20 protein-coding genes and 1 tRNA gene are annotated in these 18,686 nt (G+C 68.4%); 10 read left to right on the top strand and 11 right to left on the bottom strand.

All coding sequences use genetic code 11. From position 1 onward, the window contains the following. Position 1 precedes the first annotated feature (1 nt). Positions 2–1,054, top strand: a complete 1,053-nt coding sequence (locus J7500_RS03640; RefSeq protein ID WP_294060076.1) for an aldose epimerase family protein — start codon at positions 2–4, stop codon at positions 1,052–1,054. A 224-nt stretch (positions 1,055–1,278) separates the two neighbouring features. On the opposite strand, the gene J7500_RS03635 is transcribed toward J7500_RS03640, so the two are convergent. From J7500_RS03635 to J7500_RS03625, 3 genes are all read right to left on the bottom strand, one after another. Further along, entirely contained in the window at positions 1,279–2,853 is a 1,575-nt protein-coding gene (locus J7500_RS03635; protein ID WP_294060075.1) for an aldehyde dehydrogenase (NADP(+)), read from the bottom strand. Between the two features lie 91 nt (positions 2,854–2,944). Further along, positions 2,945–3,733 (bottom strand): FadR/GntR family transcriptional regulator, encoded by a 789-nt coding sequence (locus J7500_RS03630; protein ID WP_294060074.1) that lies wholly within the window; start codon positions 3,731–3,733, stop codon positions 2,945–2,947. A gap of 22 nt (positions 3,734–3,755) precedes the next feature. Further along, a tRNA-Ser gene (locus J7500_RS03625) sits at positions 3,756–3,848 on the bottom strand. Positions 3,849–4,010: 162 nt separating this feature from the next. Here J7500_RS03625 and J7500_RS03620 point away from each other — a divergent pair. The 6 genes from J7500_RS03620 (at position 4,011) to J7500_RS03595 (ending at position 11,910) form a co-directional block, all read left to right on the top strand. After that, a complete protein-coding gene (locus J7500_RS03620) occupies positions 4,011–4,763 on the top strand; it encodes an EipA family protein (RefSeq protein ID WP_294060073.1) in 753 nt (250 codons plus the stop codon). Between the two features lie 81 nt (positions 4,764–4,844). Further along, entirely contained in the window at positions 4,845–6,815 is a 1,971-nt protein-coding gene (locus tag J7500_RS03615) for a PAS domain-containing sensor histidine kinase (RefSeq protein WP_294060072.1), read from the top strand. A gap of 41 nt (positions 6,816–6,856) precedes the next feature. Beyond that, positions 6,857–7,783, top strand: coding sequence for a bifunctional riboflavin kinase/FAD synthetase (locus J7500_RS03610; protein WP_294060071.1), 927 nt, complete (start codon positions 6,857–6,859; stop codon positions 7,781–7,783). 278 nt (positions 7,784–8,061) lie between these two features. Next, entirely contained in the window at positions 8,062–10,986 is a 2,925-nt protein-coding gene (gene ileS, locus J7500_RS03605; protein WP_294060069.1) for an isoleucine--tRNA ligase, read from the top strand. Beyond that, complete coding sequence (gene lspA / locus J7500_RS03600) at positions 10,983–11,504, top strand: signal peptidase II (RefSeq protein WP_294060068.1); 522 nt, start codon at positions 10,983–10,985, stop codon at positions 11,502–11,504. The genes ileS and lspA overlap by 4 nt, the downstream gene beginning before the upstream one ends. Further along, positions 11,497–11,910: a DUF3035 domain-containing protein gene (locus tag J7500_RS03595; protein WP_294060066.1), complete on the top strand. Its 414-nt coding sequence runs from the start codon at positions 11,497–11,499 to the stop codon at positions 11,908–11,910. The genes lspA and J7500_RS03595 overlap by 8 nt, the downstream gene beginning before the upstream one ends. A gap of 72 nt (positions 11,911–11,982) precedes the next feature. Here J7500_RS03595 and J7500_RS03590 read toward each other — a convergent pair whose 3' ends face one another. The 4 genes from J7500_RS03590 to J7500_RS03575 form a co-directional block, all read right to left on the bottom strand. Further along, the gene (locus tag J7500_RS03590; protein WP_294060065.1) at positions 11,983–12,765 is read right to left on the bottom strand and encodes a TorF family putative porin; all 783 of its coding nucleotides are present in this window, start codon (positions 12,763–12,765) and stop codon (positions 11,983–11,985) included. 178 nt (positions 12,766–12,943) lie between these two features. After that, a complete protein-coding gene (locus J7500_RS03585) occupies positions 12,944–13,414 on the bottom strand; it encodes a RidA family protein (RefSeq protein WP_294060063.1) in 471 nt (156 codons plus the stop codon). A 9-nt stretch (positions 13,415–13,423) separates the two neighbouring features. Continuing rightward, on the bottom strand, positions 13,424–14,059 hold the full coding sequence (locus J7500_RS03580; RefSeq protein ID WP_294060061.1) for an HAD family hydrolase: 636 nt from the start codon (positions 14,057–14,059) through the stop codon (positions 13,424–13,426). Beyond that, on the bottom strand, positions 14,056–14,322 hold the full coding sequence (locus tag J7500_RS03575) for a DUF3572 domain-containing protein (RefSeq protein ID WP_294060059.1): 267 nt from the start codon (positions 14,320–14,322) through the stop codon (positions 14,056–14,058). Before J7500_RS03575 ends, J7500_RS03580 begins: the two co-directional genes overlap by 4 nt. A 36-nt stretch (positions 14,323–14,358) precedes the next feature. Between J7500_RS03575 and J7500_RS03570 the strand changes: the two genes are divergently transcribed. Continuing rightward, positions 14,359–14,751 carry a response regulator gene (locus J7500_RS03570; protein ID WP_294060058.1) on the top strand — a complete coding sequence of 131 codons (393 nt, stop codon included), beginning with the start codon at positions 14,359–14,361 and terminating at the stop codon, positions 14,749–14,751. Between the two features lie 66 nt (positions 14,752–14,817). Here J7500_RS03570 and rpmG read toward each other — a convergent pair whose 3' ends face one another. Then, positions 14,818–14,985 (bottom strand): 50S ribosomal protein L33, encoded by a 168-nt coding sequence (gene rpmG / locus J7500_RS03565; protein WP_046348982.1) that lies wholly within the window; start codon positions 14,983–14,985, stop codon positions 14,818–14,820. 242 nt (positions 14,986–15,227) lie between these two features. Here rpmG and J7500_RS03560 point away from each other — a divergent pair, with 242 nt between their 5' ends. Next, entirely contained in the window at positions 15,228–15,725 is a 498-nt protein-coding gene (locus tag J7500_RS03560; RefSeq protein WP_294060056.1) for a DNA starvation/stationary phase protection protein, read from the top strand. A 54-nt stretch (positions 15,726–15,779) separates the two neighbouring features. Here the strand turns inward: J7500_RS03560 and J7500_RS03555 are convergent, their stop codons facing one another. The 3 genes from J7500_RS03555 to J7500_RS03545 all read right to left on the bottom strand — a co-directional run bounded on the left by J7500_RS03555 (position 15,780) and on the right by J7500_RS03545 (position 17,048). Continuing rightward, on the bottom strand, positions 15,780–16,097 hold the full coding sequence (locus J7500_RS03555; RefSeq protein ID WP_294060055.1) for a hypothetical protein: 318 nt from the start codon (positions 16,095–16,097) through the stop codon (positions 15,780–15,782). Between the two features lie 53 nt (positions 16,098–16,150). After that, positions 16,151–16,414, bottom strand: coding sequence for a hypothetical protein (locus J7500_RS03550; RefSeq protein ID WP_294060054.1), 264 nt, complete (start codon positions 16,412–16,414; stop codon positions 16,151–16,153). 112 nt (positions 16,415–16,526) lie between these two features. Beyond that, a complete protein-coding gene (locus J7500_RS03545) occupies positions 16,527–17,048 on the bottom strand; it encodes a metallophosphoesterase (RefSeq protein ID WP_294060053.1) in 522 nt (173 codons plus the stop codon). Between J7500_RS03545 and J7500_RS03540 the strand changes: the two genes are divergently transcribed. Then, positions 17,047–18,624 (top strand): cisplatin damage response ATP-dependent DNA ligase, encoded by a 1,578-nt coding sequence (locus tag J7500_RS03540; protein WP_294060676.1) that lies wholly within the window; start codon positions 17,047–17,049, stop codon positions 18,622–18,624. The two genes, J7500_RS03545 and J7500_RS03540, sit on opposite strands and share 2 nt — an antisense overlap. Positions 18,625–18,686: the final 62 nt, after the last annotated feature.

The following is an 18,686-nucleotide window of genomic DNA, read 5'->3' as shown; positions in this document are numbered from 1 at the left end:
GATGAACCCCTGGCTGGTAGAAGGCGGCACGATCGAAACGATCGCGATCGCGCGCGGGCGCTACCGCGCCGAGATCCTCACGCTCGGCGCCGCGCTGCACCGGCTCGACGTGCCGGGGCGCGACGGGCAGGCGGCGAATGTCGTGCTCGGCTATCGCGATCTCGACGAATATCGCGCCGCGCCGCGCTTCTACGGCAGCATCGCCGGCCGCTATGCAAACCGCATCGGGGGCGCGCGCTTCAGCCTCGACGGCCATGAATATCGGCTTCCGAAGAACAGCGGCGAGCACAACCTCCATTCGGGGCCGCTCGGCTTCGACCAGCAGTTCTGGACGATCGAGGGGCGCGGCGAGGATTGGGTGACGCTCGCGCATCTGAGCCCCGACGGGTTCAACGGCTTTCCCGGCAATCTGCGCACGCGCGTGCGCTACAGCATCGGCGCCGACGGGCTGGCGATCGGGTTTCGCGCCACCACCGACAAGCCGACCGTCGTCAACCTGACCAACCACGCCTATTTCAACCTGGCCGGGGAGGCGAGCGGCACGACCGTCCTCGACCATTGGCTCCAGATCCCCGCGAGCCGCTTCACGCCGGTCGAGAACCAGATCCCCACCGGCGAGCTGCGGCTGGTGGCGGACACGCCGTTCGATTTCCGCGCGCCCAAGCCGGTCGGCCGCGACATCGCCGCCGCCGATCCGCAGCTGGGGCCGGCGCTGGGCTATGACCATAATTTCGTGCTCGACGCGCCAGCGGGCCGGCTGCGCCGCGCCGCGACCTTGTTCGACCCCCATTCGGGCCGCGTGATGGAGCTGCACACGACCGAGCCAGGGCTCCAGCTCTACACCGGCAACCATCTGGCGCACGGTGCGCCCGGCACCAGCGGCGGCAGCTATCCCAAGTACGGCGCGCTGTGCCTCGAGCCGCAGAAATTCCCCGATAGCCCCAACAAGCCGGCGTTCCCTTCGGCGCGGCTCGATCCCGGGCAGGAATATCGCCACGAGCTTGCGCTCCGGTTCCGGACCGCAAAGGACGTGGCGAGCGCTTTCGCGAATTGACTGAACCCCGGCGAAGGCCGGGGTGACGATGAGAGGGTGCGCCGAAGGCCCCTCGGACCATTTACCGGCGACTTCCCCTCGGCGCGGCTGAAATCCAGGCCATGCCCTCGTGGCCTGCGCTCCCCTCCCGTTTGCGGGAGGGGTCGGGGGAGGGCCTGTCAGCTCGGAGCGTCAGGCCATCCCCTCCCCTAGCCCCTCCCGCAAACGGGAGGGGGACATTTACTTCAGACCGTCGGCTTGCCGTCGACGCGGCGCGGGATGCCCGCGTCGCCGTCCTGCAGCTCGGCCGGCAGCAGCGCGGTCGGCAGGTCCTGGTAGCTCACCGGCCGCAGGAAGCGATCGATCGCCAGCGTGCCCACCGAGGTGCTGCGCCCGTCGGCAGTCGACGGATAGGGCCCGCCATGGACCATCGCGTCGGTCACTTCCACGCCGGTCGGCCAGCCGTTGGCGAGGATGCGGCCCGCGAGCCGCTCGAGCCGCGGCAGCAGCTGTCGGGCGATCTCGACGTCGGCGTCGTCGAGGTGCAGCGTCGCGGTGAGCTGGCCTTCGAGCAGCGACACCACCTGCAGCAGCTCATCGATGCTGGCGCAGCGCACGAGCAGCGAGGCCGCGCCGAACACTTCCTCGGCATGGCTCGGATCGGCGATGAAGTCCGCACCGGTCATGGTGAAGATCGCGCCGCGGCCGCAGGTCGGGCCCTGCGGCTCCTGGCCCTGGGCGAGCAGCTTGAGCGCGGGCGCCTCGGCCCAGCGCGCGACGCCGCTCTCATAGGCGCGGTGGATGCCCGGCGTGAGCATCACCTGCGCGGGCGCGCCGGTCATCGCTTCCGAAGCCGAGGCGAGGAAGCGGTCAAGGTCGGGCCCTTCGAGCGCGAGCACCAGCCCCGGGTTGGTGCAGAACTGGCCCGCGCCCATGGTCAGCGAGGCGACGAACGCCTTGCCCAGCGCCTCGGCGCGGCTCGCGAGCGCGGCCGGGAGCAGGAAGACCGGGTTGATGCTGCTCATCTCGGCATAGACGGGGATCGGCACCGGCCGGTTTGCGGCCAGCTTCATCAGCGCCGTGCCACCCCCGCGCGATCCGGTGAAGCCCACTGCCTTGATGCGCGGATCGGTGACGAGCGCCGAGCCGACGCTGTTGCCGGCGCCGTTGATCAGCGAGAAGACGCCGGCGGGCATGCCGGTCTTCTCCGCTGCGCGCGTGATCGCGCCGGCAACCAGCTCGGAAGTGCCCGGGTGCGCCGAATGGCCCTTCACCACCACCGGACAGCCGGCGGCGAGCGCCGAGGCGGTGTCGCCGCCCGCCACCGAGAAGGCGAGCGGGAAGTTGGAGGCGCCGAACACGGTCACCGGGCCCACCGGCACCATGCGCAGGCGCAGGTCGGGCTTGGGAAGCGGCTGGCGGTCGGGGATGGCATGATCGATGCGCGCGCGCAGATACTCGCCGAGCCGCAGCTCCTTGGCGAACAGGCGCAGCTGGCCTGCGGTGCGGCCGCGCTCGCCGGTCAGGCGTGCCTGCGGCAAGCCGCTCTCTTCCATCGCGCGCTGCACGAGCTCGTCACCGAGCGCCTCGATCTCGTCGGCAGCGGCCTCGAGGAACTTGGCGCGCTCTTCGCGCGGCAGCGCCGAATAGATCGGGAAGGCGGCCTCGGCGGCGGCGGTGGCGGCCTCGACGTCCTCGAGCGTCGCGACGCTGAAGCTGGGCTCGATCTCGGCGCCGGTCGCCGCGGCGACTGCCTTGAAGCCCGGGCCCTCGCGCTTCACGCGCTTCGAAGCAATGAACAATTCCCCAGTCAGCGCCATGTCGCTCTCCCGATTCTCGATGGAAGTTAACGGTAACATTAGTCGGCGGACTTAGGAGCGCGGGGCTCCCGGTTCAACCGTGCAATGCGCTTCAGCAGCAAACCGCCCGGATCGCCGCGCGGGCGCCGGGGTCGCGTGCCTCCATCGTGTCGGTCAGCCCGCGCTCGACGAGCCGCGCCATCGCGTCGTGTGCCCCCTGCGGATCCCCGGCCTCGATCGCCGCGAGCACGTTGAGGTGAACCGGCAGCGCGTCGTGCGGCGCGGGCAGGCGATGCTGCTTGAACGCCGTGGTGATGGCGATCGCCGCGGCAACGCCGCTGGTCAGCGAGATGACGAAGTCGTTGCCCGAGGCCTCGAGCAGCGCCGAGTGGAACTGCTCGTCGCAGCGCCGCCCGACCTCGGACGCGAAGCCGTGTTGCGCGACGCCTTCCAGCCCCGCCTTCATCCGCGCGAGCTGCTCGTCGCTGCGGCGGATCGCCGCAAGCCGCGCCGCATCGGGCTCGACGATCCGACGCAGCTCGAAAAGATGCGCGATCAGCTCTTCGTCGGGGTCGCCCTCGAAGATCCAGGCGAGCACATCGGGGTCGAGCAGGTGCCATTCGCGCCGCGGCGAGACCTGGGTGCCGATCTTGGGGCGCGAATGGACCAGCCCCTTGGCGGCGAGGATGCGGATCGCCTCGCGATAGGCCGTGCGCGAGACCTTGAACTGCTCGCTCGCCGCGATCTCGCCTTCGAGGATCTCCCCAGGCTTGAGCGCGCCGGAGACGATTCGAATGCCCAGCGCGCGCGCCACCGTGCCGTGCAGCCGAAGCGAACGCGGACGCGGCGGGCGGCGGCGCTTGCGGATCGACGGCTGGGTCTGGGGCGGGGCTGCGGTCATCGGGCTCCCGGCTGGCGGGCGGTGGCGGAGACGGAGGGATTCGAACCCTCGGTACGAGTAATCCCCGTACGGCGGTTTAGCAAACCGCTGGTTTCAGCCACTCACCCACGTCTCCGGAAAAGGGCCCGAGCCGCGGCCTATAGCGGCGGCTTCGACAGGGATCAACGGGCAAGCTGACGAGCGTGAAATCGACTCGTCCTGCCGCCCGTTCATTGCAGCGAAAGCCCGGAAAGCCTAGGCTGTCCTGCCTTTTTGTTCTGGGGTGGGGCTTATATCGATGCGCGCGCGTGACTGGATGGGGTGGGCTGCTGCGGTCGTACTGGGTCTCGGCGCGCTTCCCGCGGCCGCCCAGATCACTACCATCGATCCCAACACCGCGATCGATTCGGACCTGAACACGCCCGCGCCGGCGACGCAGGACGCCCCCCAGGTCGACCAGGGTCCCTATCAGCAGAGTACGCCGTCACCGGCGCCGGTCGACCCGCAGCCGGTCTCGCCGCAGCAGCATCCGGCTGCCCCGGCGGCAGGCGCGCGCTCGCAGGCCACTGGCACTTTCCAGAAGGACGACCTGATCGGCGCGGCCGAGGGCGTGTTCGGCAAGGGCGCCTCGGGTCTCGCCGGCCTGCTCGAGGACATCCTCAAGGAACAGGGCGAGCCCAATGCCTATATCGCCGGGCGGGAGGCCTCGGGCGCGATCGGCGTCGGGCTGCGTTACGGATCGGGCGAGCTGTTCCACAAGGTCGAGGGCCAGCGGAAGGTCTATTGGACCGGCCCGTCGATCGGCTTCGACATCGGCGGCGACGCCAACAAGGTGTTCGTGCTCGTCTATAACCTCTACGACAGCCAGGAGCTCTACAAGCGCTTCCCGCAGGGCGAGGGCCGCGTCTATTTCGTCGGCGGCTTCTCGGCGAGCTATCTGCGCCGCGGCGACGTGGTGCTGATCCCGGTGCGCATGGGCGTCGGCTGGCGGCTCGGAGTCAATGCCGGGTACATGAAGTTCAGCGAGAAGCAGCGCTGGCTCCCGTTCTAGGACAGTTACGGTCGGAACGATCCCGGGGCAGGGCCGTTATGCGCTGAAGTCGGGGCGTATCTACGGTCCCGCGGGGACCGGATGTCGAATAACTGCCTTGCCACGGACATGGAAACGAACCGGATCGAGCTGCTCGTCCAGAGCGTGACCGACTACGCCATCTACATGCTCGATCGCGACGGCGTGGTCGCGAGCTGGAACCCCGGCGCCGAGCGGTTCAAGGGCTATACGCCCGACGAGATCATCGGCCAGCATTTCTCGCGCTTCTACACCGAGGAAGACCGCGCGCGCGGCATCCCCGCGCTGGCGCTGCGCACCGCCGAGACCGAGGGCCGGTTCGAGGCCGAGGGCTGGCGCGTGCGCAAGGACGGCACGCGCTTCTGGGCCAATGTCGTGATCGACCCGATCCGCGACCCGGACGGCGCGCTGATCGGCTTCGCCAAGGTGACGCGCGACCGGAGCGATCACCGCGAGACCGAGGAGGCGCTTCGGCGCAGCGAGGAGCGCTTCCGCCTGCTCGTCCAGAGCGTTACCGACTATGCCATCTACATGCTCGACCTCGGCGGCCATGTGGTGAGCTGGAACGCCGGCGCCGAGCGGTTCAAGGGCTATGCCGCCCATGAGATCATCGGCGAGCATTTCTCGCGCTTCTACACCGACGAGGACCGCGCCGAGGGCCAGCCCGCGCGCGCGCTCGACCATGCCCGCAACGACGGCCGGTTCGAGGCCGAGGGCTGGCGCGTGCGCAAGGACGGCACGCGCTTCTGGGCGAGCGCGGTGATCGACCCGGTGCGCGATTCGTCGGGCACGCTGATCGGCTTCGCCAAGATCACGCGCGACCTGACCGAGCGCCGCCAGGCGCAGATCGCGCTCGAGCAGGCGCAAGAGGCCTTTTTCCAGGCGCAGAAGATGGAAGCGGTGGGCAAGCTCACCGGCGGCGTCGCGCATGACTTCAACAACCTGCTCGCCGCGATCGTCGGCAGCCTCGACCTTGCGCGGCGCAAGCTCGCCGACGGCGGCGATGTCTCGCGCTTCATCGACAATGCGATGCAGGCGGCCGAGCGCGGGGCCACGCTCACCCAGCGGATGCTCGCCTTCGCGCGGCGGCAGGAACTCAAGCTCGAGACGGTCGATCCCGCCGCGCTGGTCCGCGGCATGGCCGAGCTGCTCCAGCGCACGATCGGTCCCGGAATACGCATCGACACCCAGTTTCCGCTCATGCTCCGCCCGATCCGTGCCGATCCGGCGCAGCTCGAGCTCGCGCTGCTCAATATCGCGGTCAACGCGCGCGACGCCATGCCCGAGGGCGGACGGCTGGTGATCGCCGCGCGCGAGGAGCATCTCGCGGGCGGGCCCGGGCTCAAGGCGGGCGATTATGTCTGCCTCAGCATCGCCGACACGGGCGAGGGTATGGACCAAGAGACGCTCGAGCGTGCGATGGAGCCCTTCTTCACCACCAAGGGCGTGGGCAAGGGCACCGGGCTCGGCCTGTCGATGGTGCACGGCTTCGTCGAGCAGTGCGGCGGCAGGCTGGTGCTGCGCAGCCACCCGGGCGAAGGCACGGTCGCCGAGCTCTGGCTTCCGGTGTCGGAGGACGAGACTGCCCCCCAGCCCGATACTGCCAAGGAAGAAGCCCCCGTCGCCGCCACCGATCACCTTTCGGTGCTGGCGGTGGACGACGATCCGCTCGTCCTCACCAACACCGCGGCGATGCTGGAGGACGCGGGGCACCGCGTCGTCCAGGCCACCTCGGGAAGGCAGGCACTCCAGCTGCTGGGCGAAGGCCTCGTCGACGTGCTCGTCACCGACGTGGCGATGCCGGCGATGAACGGCATCCAGCTCGCCGAGGCGGTGCAGGCCGGCTGGCCCGACCTGCCCGTGCTGCTCGTCTCGGGCTATGCCGAGCTTCCCGCCGGAGGCGCCGCGGACCTTCCCCGCCTCGCCAAGCCCTTCCGCCAGGACCAGCTGGTCCGCGCGCTCAACGATCTCGTCACCGTGCGCCACCGCAGCGGAGAGGTCCTTCCCTTCAAGAGCCGCCGTAAGAAGGGCTAGGGGGCTTTCCCCACTTCTCCCCCGCTCCTATAGCGCAGGCCATGGAGCGGCTGGACAGCGGCTCGGGGGTTCCGGCCGCGCTGCGCGGCGGCATCGTCGCGCTCGGCAATTTCGACGGATTCCATCTCGGCCACCAGGCAGTGGTGGGCCGCGCGGTGGCGCGTGCGCGGGCCGAGGGACGGCCGGCGATCGTCGCCACCTTCGATCCGCACCCGCGACGCTTCTTCCAGCCCCAGGCCGAGCATTTCCGCCTGACCACGCTCGACCAGCGCGAGCGGCTGTTCGCCGAGGCGGGCGCCGACGCGATGTTCGTCTTCCGCTTCGATGCCGACCTCGCGGGCCTCGGCGCGCGCGGCTTTGCCGAGCAGCAGCTCGTCCGGCTTATCGGCGCGGCGGGGGTGGTGACGGGCGACGACTTCACCTTCGGCAAGGGCCGTGAGGGCGATGTCGCCGCACTTGCCGCGCTCGGCGCGGAGCTGGGCTTTTCGGCCGAAGTCGTGCCGCCGGTGATGCTCGGGGGCGAGACCGTATCCTCGACGCGCATCCGCGCGCATCTGCGCGAAGGCCGCCCGCGCGAGGCGGCGGCGCTGCTCACGCGGCCCTTCGCGATCGAGGGCGTAATCGAGGGCGGCGACCGGCGCGGGCGCGAGCTGGGTTTTCCCACCGCCAACATGACGCTCGCCAATTATCTGCGCCCTGCCTACGGCATCTACGCAGTGCGCGGCCGGCTGGCCCACGGGCGCTTGCTGGGCGGCGTCGCGAACCTGGGCGTCCGCCCGATGTTCGATCCGCCGCGCGAGCTGCTCGAAACCTATTTCTTCGACTTCTCGGGCGATCTCTACGGCCAGACGGTCGAAGTGGCGCTGATCGACTATCTCCGCCCCGAGGCGAAGTTCGATTCGCTCGACGCGCTGATGGTGCAGATGGACCGCGACGCTATCGCCGCGCGAGCGGCGCTCGCCATTTGATTCACGCAAAGGCGTGCAGGCACGAAGAAAGAGAGTTTCGCGCAGAGGCGCAGAGCGCGCAGAGATTGTATCCGGCTTGGAGGTCATCCGTCGCCACGACGGATTGGATCAAGCTTCGCGAAGATTTCTGCCGCTGACGCGGAGACTGGCATCTCTGCGTTCTCTGCGCCTCTGCGCGAACAAAAATCTCCGCGCCTCCGCGCCTCCGCGTGAATCTGGAACAGCGCTGCGCGCAAGGGATGACTCGGGCTCGCGCACCCGCTAATCCCCGCGCACTCATGAGCGACGCACCCGACACCCAGCGCGACTATCGCGACACCGTCTTCCTGCCGAAGACCGATTTCCCCATGAAGGCCGGCCTTGCCCAGAAGGAACCGGCGATCCTCGAACATTGGGCGAAGATCGGCCTCTACGAGCGGCTCCGCAAGGAGCGCGCCGGACGCACCCGCTTCCTGCTCCACGATGGCCCTCCCTATGCGAATGGCGACATTCACATGGGCCATGCGATGAACAAGATCCTGAAGGACATCGTCGTCCGCTCACAGAGCCTGATGGGCAAGGATGCGCCCTACGTGCCCGGCTGGGACTGCCACGGCCTGCCGATCGAGTGGAAGGTCGAGGAGGCGTATCGCGCCAAGAAGCTCAACAAGGACGAAGTCGATCCCGTCGCCTTCCGCGCCGAATGCCGCGCCTATGCCGAGAAATGGGTGGCGGTGCAGCGCGCGCAGTTCGAGCGGCTGGGCGTCATGGGCGATTGGGACGATCCCTATCTCACCATGAAGTTCGAGGCCGAGGCGACGATCGCCGGCGAGCTTCTGAAGTTCGCCGAGAGCGGCCAGCTCTACCGCGGCGCCAAGCCGGTGATGTGGTCGCCGGTCGAGAAGACCGCGCTCGCCGAGGCCGAAGTCGAATATGAGGATGTCGTCTCGACCCAGATCGACGTCGCGTTCGAGATTGTCGAGGCGCCGAACGCACCCGAGCTGGTCGGCGCGCATGCGGTGATATGGACCACCACGCCGTGGACGATCCCGGTGAACCAGGCTTTGGCTTATGGGCCAGAGGTTGAGTACGTCCACCTCCATCCTAGCTACGACCGGAGCCTCTCGGATAAGGCTTGGGAAAACTCCGAGGCTGTCGGCAACAAAACAATCGTTGTTGCTGGGCCTTTGATCGAGGCGTTCAAGAAGCGCGTTGGGTTCACCAGCTATCAGGTCCTCGGGACCTATAACGGCGCGGACCTCGCCGGCACGGTAGCCCGGCACCCGATGCACCATCTCGGCGGCTTCTTCGACAAGCCGCGCCCTTTCCTGGCCGGCGACTTCGTCACCACCGATGCCGGCACCGGCCTGGTCCATATGGCGCCCGATCATGGCGAGGACGACTTCCTGCTCTGCAAGGCGCACGGCATCGATCCGGTGTTCGCAGTCGACACCGCGGGCATGTACCGGCCCGATTGGGCATGGCTCGGCGGCCAGGGTTCGGTGATCAACAAGAAGTTCACTGCCTCGGACGGGCCGATCTGCTCGGACCTGCGTGAAGCCGGCGCGTTGCTCGCCGCGTCGGACGACTTCGCGCACAGCTATCCGCACTCGTGGCGGAGCAAGGCCAAGATCATCTTCCGCTGCACGCCGCAGTGGTTCATTCCGATGGATCGCGCCACTTCAAGCCCCTCCCCTTCAGGGGAGGGGTTGGGGTGGGGCAGTGCCGCAGATGCTGACCTCGGTGAGACGTCCCCCACCCCTTCCCCTTCCCCTGAAGGGGAGGGGCTTAAGAGCCGCTCCAACGCCCCCACGCTCCGCGAGCTCGCGCTGAACTCGATCGAGCACACCCGCTGGGTGCCCGAGCGCTCGATCAACCGCATCCGATCGATGGTCGAGGGGCGCCCCGACTGGGTGATCAGCCGCCAGCGCGCCTGGGGCGTGCCGATCGCGCTCTATGTCCATCGCCAGACCGGCGAGTATCTGCGCGACCCGGCGGTCAATGCGCGCATCCTCGACGCCTTCCGCGCGGGCGGCGCCGATGCCTGGTTCCAGGCCGATCACCAGGCGCTGCTCGGCTCTGACTACAGGCTCGAGGACTATGAGGTCGTCACCGACATCCTCGACGTCTGGTTCGATTCGGGCTCGACCTACGCCTTCGTGATCGAGGCGCGCTATGGCGAGGGCGTCCGCGCCGACCTGTACCTCGAAGGCTCGGATCAGCATCGCGGCTGGTTCCAGTCGTCGCTGCTCGAAGCCTCGGGCACGCGCGGCCGCGCGCCCTATGACGCGGTGCTCACCCACGGCTTCGCGCTCGACGGCAACGGTCGGAAAATGTCCAAGTCGCTCGGCAACGTCGTCGATCCGCTCAAGGTGATCGGCGAGAGCGGCGCCGACATCCTGCGCCTCTGGGTCGCGCAGACCGACTATTTCGAGGACGTGCGCATCGGCAAGGAAGTGCTCGCCGGCACCGGCGACACCTACCGCAAGCTGCGCAACACCTTCCGCTACCTGCTGGGTGCCTTGGACGGCTTCAGCGATGCCGAGAAGCTGCCGGTCGCCGAGATGCCCGAGCTGGAGCGCTACATCCTCCACAAGCTCGCCCAGCTCGACGTGGAGCTGCGCGCCGCGGCGGAGGCGTTCGAGTTCAATCGCTACTCCAGAGCGCTCACCGATTTCGCGAACGAGGACCTGTCGGCCTTCTTCTTCGATATCCGCAAGGACTGCCTCTATTGCGATGCGCCCTCGGATCCGAAGCGGCGCGCCTATCGCACGGTGCTCGACCTGCTGTTCCATGCGCTGGTCCGCTATGCGGCGCCGATCCTCGCCTTCACTGCCGAGGAAGTGTGGCAGGCGCGCTATCCGAGCGAGGACGGGTCGGTCCATCTGCTCGAATGGCCCGAGCTGCCCGCGCTGGGCGACACGCTCGCCGCCGATTGGGAGGCCGTCCGCGCGCTGCGCCAGCAGGTGACCGAGGCGATCGAGCCCTATCGCCGCGAGAAGAAGGTGCGATCGAGCCTGGAGGCAGAGGTGACCGTGCCCGATCTGCCGCTTGGCGGCGACGATCTGGCCGAGCTGTTCATCGTCTCGTCAGTCGCGCCGGGCGAAAGCGTCACCGTGACGCCCACCGGGCGCCACAAATGCGGCCGCTGCTGGCGGCATCTTCCTGAGGTTGTGACGGACGGCGCGCTGTGCGACCGGTGTGCGGGGGTTGTCGGCGAATGAACAAGACGCGAATGATCGGCCTGGGCGTGGCCGTGCTGGTGTTCCTGCTCGATCAGTTCACCAAATATTATGTGACCGGGCCGCTCGGGCTCAACGTGCCGGGCGCCGCGGTGGAGGTGCTGCCGATCTTCGACCTGCGCTTCGTCCAGAACGTCGGCGTGTCGCTGGGGCTGCTGCCGGCGAGCGGGGAGGCGATGCGCTGGTCGCTGGTCGCGCTCACCGGCGCGATCGCCGCGGGCGTGCTGTGGTGGATGATGAAGGAGCGCAAGCTGCCCGAATTGGCGGCGCTCGGGCTCGTGCTCGGGGGAGCGCTGGGCAACATCCTCGACCGTACCCGGTTCGGCTATGTCGTCGATTTCGCCGACCTTCATTTCGGGACGTGGCGTCCCTTTTTGGTCTTCAATGTCGCCGATGCGGCGATTACCATCGGCGTGGTGGTCCTGTTGATCCGCGCGCTGTTCGTGCGCGATAAGCCGGCTGCGCCGTCGGCTGCTGTGGAGAATGAAGTCAATGCGTAAGCTCATCGTCATCGCGGCCGGCATCGCGCTCGCCGGGTCGCTCTCCGCGTGCGGGAAGAACGGCTACAACCGCGCCCGTCCGGACGAATTCGCCGTCGCGCGCCAGGCGCCGCTGGTGATCCCGCCCGATTTCTCGCTGGTCCCGCCGCAGGCCGGCACCGTGCGCCAGGACAACAATACCCAGCAACAGACGCTCGACGCGCTGTTCGGCGGCTCGCAGGCGCGCAGCGCCTCGGAGAATGCCGCGCTCAACGCCGCCGGCCGCACGAGCGCCGATATCGGCGCGCGCAGCACCGTCGGCAGCCCGACGACCAATGTCGTCGACAAGGGCCAGACCACGCGCGACATCGTCGCGGCTCCCGAGGGCGACGGCAAGGACGCGCGCGCGAGCACGCCGCAGCAATAAGCCGCTCCCCGAGCGGACAAGCAAAAGGGCGCGCAGGCTGACCTGCGCGCCCTTTTCTTTTGCCCCTTGCGATCAGAAGCTGACGGTGAGCGATCCGACGATGCCACCCTCGGCGGCGTCCTTGCCGCTGGGGGTGATGAAGAAGGTGTCGGTGTCGACATATTGCACGCCGAGCGTCAGCGCCTTCCAGGTGTAGGTCGCGCCCAGCGACCAGTCGGTGTATTCGTCGGTCGGGCCCGACAACCAGCTCGGGCCGAAGGTGTGGCCGAGGTGCGCCGTGACGCCGATCGGCGTGTTGGGGATGGTTGCCGACAGGTCGCCCGCCAGGTAGAGATTGTCTTCCTTGGGAAGCGTGCCCGTGGCGCCCTGGTCGATCGCCAGCGCCTTCTGCTTGGGCGCATAGGCGGCGGTCGCCTTGGCGGTCACCGGGCCCAGCGCATAGGAGACGGCGAGATAGGGCTCGATGAAGTCCGACGCGCTGTCGTCGCCCGCCGCGCGCGTGCCTGGATAGACGTAATAGAGCGCGCCGACGTCGACCGTCGCGCCGCCGAAGCTCTTCTTGAACCCGGCGATCAGGTCGATCTCCTGGTTGGACGTGCCGTGCATCGTCACATAGTCGTCGATCGACGACCCCCAGACGCTGACATAGAAGCCCGATTCGTGGCTGACGGTGATGCCGCCCTGCACCGCGAAATTGCCGTCGGTCTGCGAGATGCCGCGGAAGCGATAGTCGCTGACCACGGCCGCGCTGCCGTTGACGGTCACTGCGGGGGCGGGTTCGGTCTCGTCCTGCGCCAGCGCAGGCGTGGCGGTGGCGAGCATGAGCGCGCCGAGGCTGATCATCGAAAAGCGCATGGAAATCCCTTTCAATCCAATATCAAAGGGTCCCCACCTGCTGCCGATCGTCGCCGCGTCTGCACGCGCAGCGTTGGGCCGGCACAAGATCATTGCAATATTGCGACCGGCCGCACAACATTTTTGCCGGGCGGGGAGACGATGCGGGCGGCTGTGTTGCTGCGCTGCAACAGAAGCCTCAGGCCGGGCGCACCGCCACGATGGCGTCGACTTCGACCGCTGCGCCGAGCGGCAGCGCGGGCACGCCCACTGCGCTGCGCGCGTGGCGGCCGGCCTCGCCGAACAGCGCCTGCATCAGCTCGGAGGCGCCGTTGGCGACCTTGGGCTGGTCGGTGAAGCCTGCGGCCGAATTGACGAACACGCCCAGCTTCACGATCCGCTCGACTCGGCCGAGATCCCCGCCCAGCGCCTTCTTGATCTGCGCGACGAGCATCAGGGCGCAGCGCTGCGCGGCCTCGGCGCCGAACTCGAGTTCGCGGTCCTCGCCCAGCCGGCCGGTCATCAGCGCGCCGTCCTTGAACGGCAGCTGGCCCGAGACATGGAGCAGCCCGCCCGCTTCGACCGCGGGCACATAGGCCGCGACCGGGGCGGCGGCTTCGGGGAGGGTGAGGCCGAGCTCGGCCAGCTTCGCGTCGATGGCGGCAGTCATGCCCCCGGATCAACCATTCGCGGGCGCGGCGGTCAACCCCTCGGCGAAGCGCGCTTCGATCCAGGCCCGTGCGTCGCGCCAGTCGTCGATGCGGGCATGCGCATGCGGCGCGGCCGGCACGCGCGGCGCCAGGCTCGGCTCGGCGACCATGTGCAGTCGGTGGACCTCCGGCGCGTGGCGGGCGACCGACTCGTGGTGCTGGGGCAGGTCGTCGACGAACACGGTGACCGGGTTGCCGAACTCGGCCGCGATCCGCGCGACGGGCGCGCCCTTGCCGCCCTGGTTGCACTCGACACGATGCGCGATGCCGTGCGTGGCGAGCTGCGCGATACGATGCTCGCGGCAATGGTCGCCCAGATTGGTGAGCACGACGATCTCGGCGACTTGCGACAGCGCCTGGAGCGCCTCGCGGGCATGCGGCACCAAGGTCTGGCGCGCCATCTCGGCAGGGAAGAAGCCGTCGAGCAGCCCCCACATCGTCGCGGGCTCGACCAGCGCGCCGTCCCCGCGGCGGCGCATCGAATTGGCGAAATCGCCGCCGTCGGGCGCGAAGTCGATGTCGTGCGCCTCGTCGAGCCACACGCCGAAATGCCGCACCATGTGGAGCAGCACCTCGTCGCAATCGGTGATCAGCAATGGCTTCACGCGCGTTCCAGCTCCTGCCGCGCGGCGACCAGCGTCGCGGGCTTTTCCTCGATCGCCTCGGCGCAGGCGATCAAATCGGGTTCGTAGGATTCGAGGAAGCCGAGCGTCGCGGCGAGGAGCGCCGGCTCGCCCGCCCGAGCGCGCAGCCCCGCCGGATCGAGCCCGGTCAACGCGAGCAGCCGGCTGGCGCGCGCCGAATCGCCGAGCGTCCACGCAAGCGCGCGGAGCCCGATCGCCTCGGCGTTTGTTTCTTGCGCGGGCATGGCCTAGTGGATTCCCCGAAGAACAGGATGATGCGCGTGGCAAAAAGGGTGCTCGTTGTCGAGGACAACGAACTCAATCTCAAGCTCTTCTGCGACCTGCTGCGCGCGCATGGCTTCGCCACCGAGCCGGTGAGCGACGGGCGCGAGGCAGTGGCGAAGGCGCGCGCATTCGTGCCGGATCTTGTCGTGATGGACATCCAGATGCCGCACGTCACCGGGCTCGAGCTGATCCGCGAGATGAAGGCCGATCCTGGTCTCAGCGCCATCCCGATCATGGCAGTGACTGCCTATGCCGGGCACGAGGACGAGGAGCGGATCCGCGCCGCGGGCGCCAATGCCTATGTCTCCAAGCCGATCAGCCTGGCGCGCTTCATGGAGGAAGTCCGCGCGCTGGCACCCGACGACACAGCAGAAGCCCCGCAGCCCTGAGGGGGCGCGGGGCTCATGAGAAGCGTCCCTGCCGGGGCAGGGAAGTAATCGCCGCCGAAGCGCCGCTTACTTGATCTTCGCTTCCTTGAACTCGACGTGCTTGCGCGCAACCGGATCGTACTTGCGGAAGCTGAGCTTCTCGGTCTGGGTGCGCGGATTCTTCTTGGTGACATAGAAGAAGCCCGTATCCGCCGAGCTGACGAGCTTGATCTTGACAGTGGTCGGCTTGGCCATGACCCGAAACCCTTGAATCGTGCGAAAAGAAAAGAGCGGCACGCGCAAGCGCACCGCTGCCAGACGCGGGCCGATGCGCGAGTCCCGGCCAAAAGTCAAGGCTCGGCGGCGCCGATCTGCCGCCGTACCCGTCAATTCGGGTTCTTCGATCGCGCTGATCGGCAGAATCCCGGTGGGCAGAGGCGGAGCCGGACCTATATGGGGTCGTTGTGCCCACGAACCGATTCACCCGGGAGGAAAAGATGGCAGAGAAAACCGCGCCCCTGCAGACACCGACGGACCTCAACCGCAACGACACGCGCAGCGTCGCCGATGCGCTCAACAGCGCGCTCGCCGATTGCTACGCGCTCTACCTCAAGACCAAGAACTTCCACTGGCACGTCTCGGGCCCGCATTTCCGCGACTATCACCTGCTGCTCGACGATCAGGCGACCCAGATCCTGGGCGTCACCGACCTGATCGCGGAGCGCGTGCGCAAGACCGGCAATGTGACGTTGCGTTCGATCGGCGACATCGCGCGTCGGCAGACGCTCAAGGACAACGACGCCGATTTCGTCGCGCCAGGCGACATGCTGAGCGAGCTGCGCGACGACAATCTCAAGCTGGTCGAGAGCTTCCGCGTGGTGAAGCAGGCGGCGGAAGACGCCGGCGACAACGCCACCAGCGGCATCGTCGACGACTGGACCGACCAGGCCGAGGAACGCGCCTGGTTCCTGTTCGAGGCCAGCCGCAAGGGCTGAGCCCCTCGAATTCGTACAAGGGGCGGGCCCGGCGGGCGCCGCCCCTTTTTCATGTCACTTGATTGCGGCCAGGTCGGTCTCAACCTTCTTGAGCAGCGCGTCGGTCAGCTTGCCCTGCGAGAAGGGCTGCACCGCGTGCAGGCTGAGCATCTTGAAATCCTCGTAGGAGGGATGGCTCATCAGGGTCGGCAGGTCGGCGTCGAGCACTGCCTTGGCCTTGGGATCGGCCGCGAGCGTCTCGATAGGCGTGTCGAGGTTGAACTTGGCCGCGGCCGGAGCGGTAGCGGTGGAGGCCGCGGGCGCCGTCTGGGCTTGGGCCAGCGCGGGCATCAGGCAAGCCACCGCGACGACGGTCGAAATCACGATCTTCATTGGAATGCGAACTCCCCGGAACTGGCGCGCCCCCGGCACGCCGGACGTGCAGTCTAGCGCGGTGCGCTTGCTCGCGCCATGGGGCCGAGCGTGAGCATCCACCAATCGGGCGGCGCGCCATAGCGCAGCGGAAGCACGCTCGCGCCGAGCCCCGACGTCACAATGGTGATCCGGCCGGGCTCGCGAACGATGCCGCACCGATAACGCTCGCCGAAGCGCGAGGCGCTGGCGAGCGCGCCGACCAGCGGCAGCACGATCTGGCCGCAATGCGTATGGCCCGCGAGCACGAGCCCGAAGCGCGCGGGCAGTTCCGGCACGACGTCGGGGCTGTGCGTGAAGACCAGGGTGGGCCGGGCAATCGCGCTGCGCCGCGCGCTGCGGCCGCGATATCGGCGTTCCTTGTGTGGATGTCGCCGACTCCGACCAGCGTCAAAGCGCCCGCGCGGACGGCATGGTTGTCGAGCACCGGGATTCCCGCCTGTTCGAGCGCTCGGCGCATCGACGGCCCGTCGCGCCAGTGATCGTGATTGCCCAGCACCGCATAGACGCCCAGCGGCGCCGAGAAGCGGCGCAGCGCCGACGCGATTCCGTGTCGCTGAAGTCCCGGATACCGATCTTCCGATCGCCGACGAAGTCGCCGGCGAGCAGGATCAGATCGGGCCGATGCTTGGCGAGCAGGGCAGCCAGCCGAGCCACGCGCTCGGTCGGCATGTCGGGGCCCTGCACATGCACGTCGCCGATCAGCGCCACACGCAGGGGCCGCGCGCCCGCAGGCCAGTCTCGATAAGCCAAGCGCGTCTCCCGCATCACCGGATCGCGCAGGATGTTGGCATAGCCCCAGCCGAGGAACAGCAGCGCTGCGCCCGCCAGCCCTGCTGCCCATTTCCAAAATCGCCCCATGCGATGTTCGTAACGGGAGCGCATCGGCATGGCCATGCGTTGGATGCGCATGCGCGCCTTTGCGGACCTGCTCGATCGGCTGATCTACACGCGGTCGCGCAACGCCAAGCTCAAGCTGATCGGCGATTATCTGCGCGCGACTCCCGATCCGGACCGCGGCTGGGCGATGGCCGGGCTCACCGGCACGCTCGACTTGCCCGCGGTCAAGCCCGCGCTGATCCGTGCGATGGTCGAGGAACGGGTCGATCCCGTGCTCTTCGCGCTCAGCCGCGATTTCGTCGGCGATTCGGCCGAGGCGATCGCTTTGCTCTGGCCGGCGCGGCACGAGCCCGACGAGGAGCCCGCGCCGCTCAGCCTGTCGCAGGTCGTCGAGACGCTCCAGCATCTCTCGCGCTCGGACGCGCCCGCCGTGCTGGCAGCGATGCTCGACCGGCTCGACGCCGACGAGCGATTCGCGCTACTCAAGCTCGCCACCGGCGGCCTGCGCGTCGGAGTGTCGGCGCGGCTCGCAAAGACTGCGCTCGCCCAGGCCTTCGGGCTCGACGTGGATGCGGTGGAGGAAGTGTGGCACGGCCTCGCGCCGCCCTATGCCGCGCTGTTCGACTGGGCCGAGGGGCGCGGCAGCCAGCCGACGGCGGCCAACGTCCCCGTCTTCCGCCCCTTCATGCTCGCGCATCCGCTCGAGGCGGAGCGTGTCAGCCTGCAGGACTATGCCGCCGAATGGAAATGGGACGGCATCCGTGTCCAGCTCGTCCATATCGCGGGCCAGACCCGTCTCTACAGCCGCGCCGGCGACGACATCACCCACAGCTTCCCCGAAGTCGCCGCCGCATTCGCGCGCGAGGGCGTGCTCGACGGCGAGCTGTTGGTGAGGGGCGAGTTCCAGGGCGGCGAGGCGGCTAGCTTCAATGCGCTCCAGCAGCGGCTCGGGCGCAAGCTGGTCTCGGCCCGGACGCTCGCCGACTATCCCGCCTTCGTCCGGCTCTACGACATCCTGTTCGATGGCGGCGAGGACCTGCGCCAGCTCGCCTGGACCGAGCGCCGCGCGCGGCTCGAGCGATTCGCCACCGGCCTCGATCCCGAGCGGTTCGACATGTCGGCAGTGATCGACGCCGCCGACTTCGACGCGCTCGAGGAGATCCGCGCCGGCGCGCGCGACGCCTCGATCGAGGGCGTGATGCTCAAGCGCCGCGATTCGCCCTATGTCGCCGGCCGGCGCGCAGGGCTCTGGTACAAATGGAAGCGCGATCCGCTGATCGCCGATTGCGTGCTGATGTATGCCCAGCGCGGCAACGGCAAGCGCAGCAGCTTCTATTCGGACTATACTTTCGGCTGCTGGACCGAGGAGGGCGAGCTGCTGCCCGTCGGCAAGGCCTATTTTGGCTTCACCGACGAAGAGCTGAAATGGCTCGACCGCTATGTGCGCAACCACACGGTCAATCGCTTCGGCCCCGTGCGCGAAGTCGAGAAGGCGCTGGTGCTCGAAGTGGCGTTCGATTCGATCCATGAATCGCGGCGTCACAAATCGGGCCTGGCGATGCGCTTCCCCCGCGTCAGCCGAATCCGCACGGACAAGCCGGCGGCAGAGGCCGATACGATCGCGGGATTGCGCAGGCTCGTCACCTGATCCTAGTCTCGCTCGATGCGAAGCACGGACTGTGTTGGGCCCTGGCCGTCGGGTCGCCGGAC

Source organism: Sphingomonas sp., from assembly GCF_017744835.1.
Lineage (GTDB): Bacteria > Pseudomonadota > Alphaproteobacteria > Sphingomonadales > Sphingomonadaceae > Sphingomonas.
This window is presented reverse-complemented; position numbering and strand designations above follow the sequence as displayed.

Coding starts and splice junctions, on each gene's coding strand:
- J7500_RS03540 (WP_294060676.1), top strand. CDS start 17,047: ATGCGCGCCTTTGCGGACCTGCTCGATCGGCTGATCTACACGCGGTCG.
- ileS (WP_294060069.1), top strand. CDS start 8,062: ATGAGCGACGCACCCGACACCCAGCGCGACTATCGCGACACCGTCTTC.
- J7500_RS03585 (WP_294060063.1), bottom strand. CDS start 13,414: ATGACTGCCGCCATCGACGCGAAGCTGGCCGAGCTCGGCCTCACCCTC.
- J7500_RS03555 (WP_294060055.1), bottom strand. CDS start 16,097: ATGAAGATCGTGATTTCGACCGTCGTCGCGGTGGCTTGCCTGATGCCC.
- J7500_RS03575 (WP_294060059.1), bottom strand. CDS start 14,322: ATGCCCGCGCAAGAAACAAACGCCGAGGCGATCGGGCTCCGCGCGCTT.
- J7500_RS03590 (WP_294060065.1), bottom strand. CDS start 12,765: ATGCGCTTTTCGATGATCAGCCTCGGCGCGCTCATGCTCGCCACCGCC.
- rpmG (WP_046348982.1), bottom strand. CDS start 14,985: ATGGCCAAGCCGACCACTGTCAAGATCAAGCTCGTCAGCTCGGCGGAT.
- J7500_RS03640 (WP_294060076.1), top strand. CDS start 2: ATGAACCCCTGGCTGGTAGAAGGCGGCACGATCGAAACGATCGCGATC.
- J7500_RS03560 (WP_294060056.1), top strand. CDS start 15,228: ATGGCAGAGAAAACCGCGCCCCTGCAGACACCGACGGACCTCAACCGC.
- J7500_RS03615 (WP_294060072.1), top strand. CDS start 4,845: ATGTCGAATAACTGCCTTGCCACGGACATGGAAACGAACCGGATCGAG.
- J7500_RS03630 (WP_294060074.1), bottom strand. CDS start 3,733: ATGACCGCAGCCCCGCCCCAGACCCAGCCGTCGATCCGCAAGCGCCGC.
- J7500_RS03595 (WP_294060066.1), top strand. CDS start 11,497: ATGCGTAAGCTCATCGTCATCGCGGCCGGCATCGCGCTCGCCGGGTCG.
- J7500_RS03610 (WP_294060071.1), top strand. CDS start 6,857: ATGGAGCGGCTGGACAGCGGCTCGGGGGTTCCGGCCGCGCTGCGCGGC.
- J7500_RS03545 (WP_294060053.1), bottom strand. CDS start 17,048: ATGCGCATCCAACGCATGGCCATGCCGATGCGCTCCCGTTACGAACAT.
- J7500_RS03635 (WP_294060075.1), bottom strand. CDS start 2,853: ATGGCGCTGACTGGGGAATTGTTCATTGCTTCGAAGCGCGTGAAGCGC.
- lspA (WP_294060068.1), top strand. CDS start 10,983: ATGAACAAGACGCGAATGATCGGCCTGGGCGTGGCCGTGCTGGTGTTC.
- J7500_RS03620 (WP_294060073.1), top strand. CDS start 4,011: ATGCGCGCGCGTGACTGGATGGGGTGGGCTGCTGCGGTCGTACTGGGT.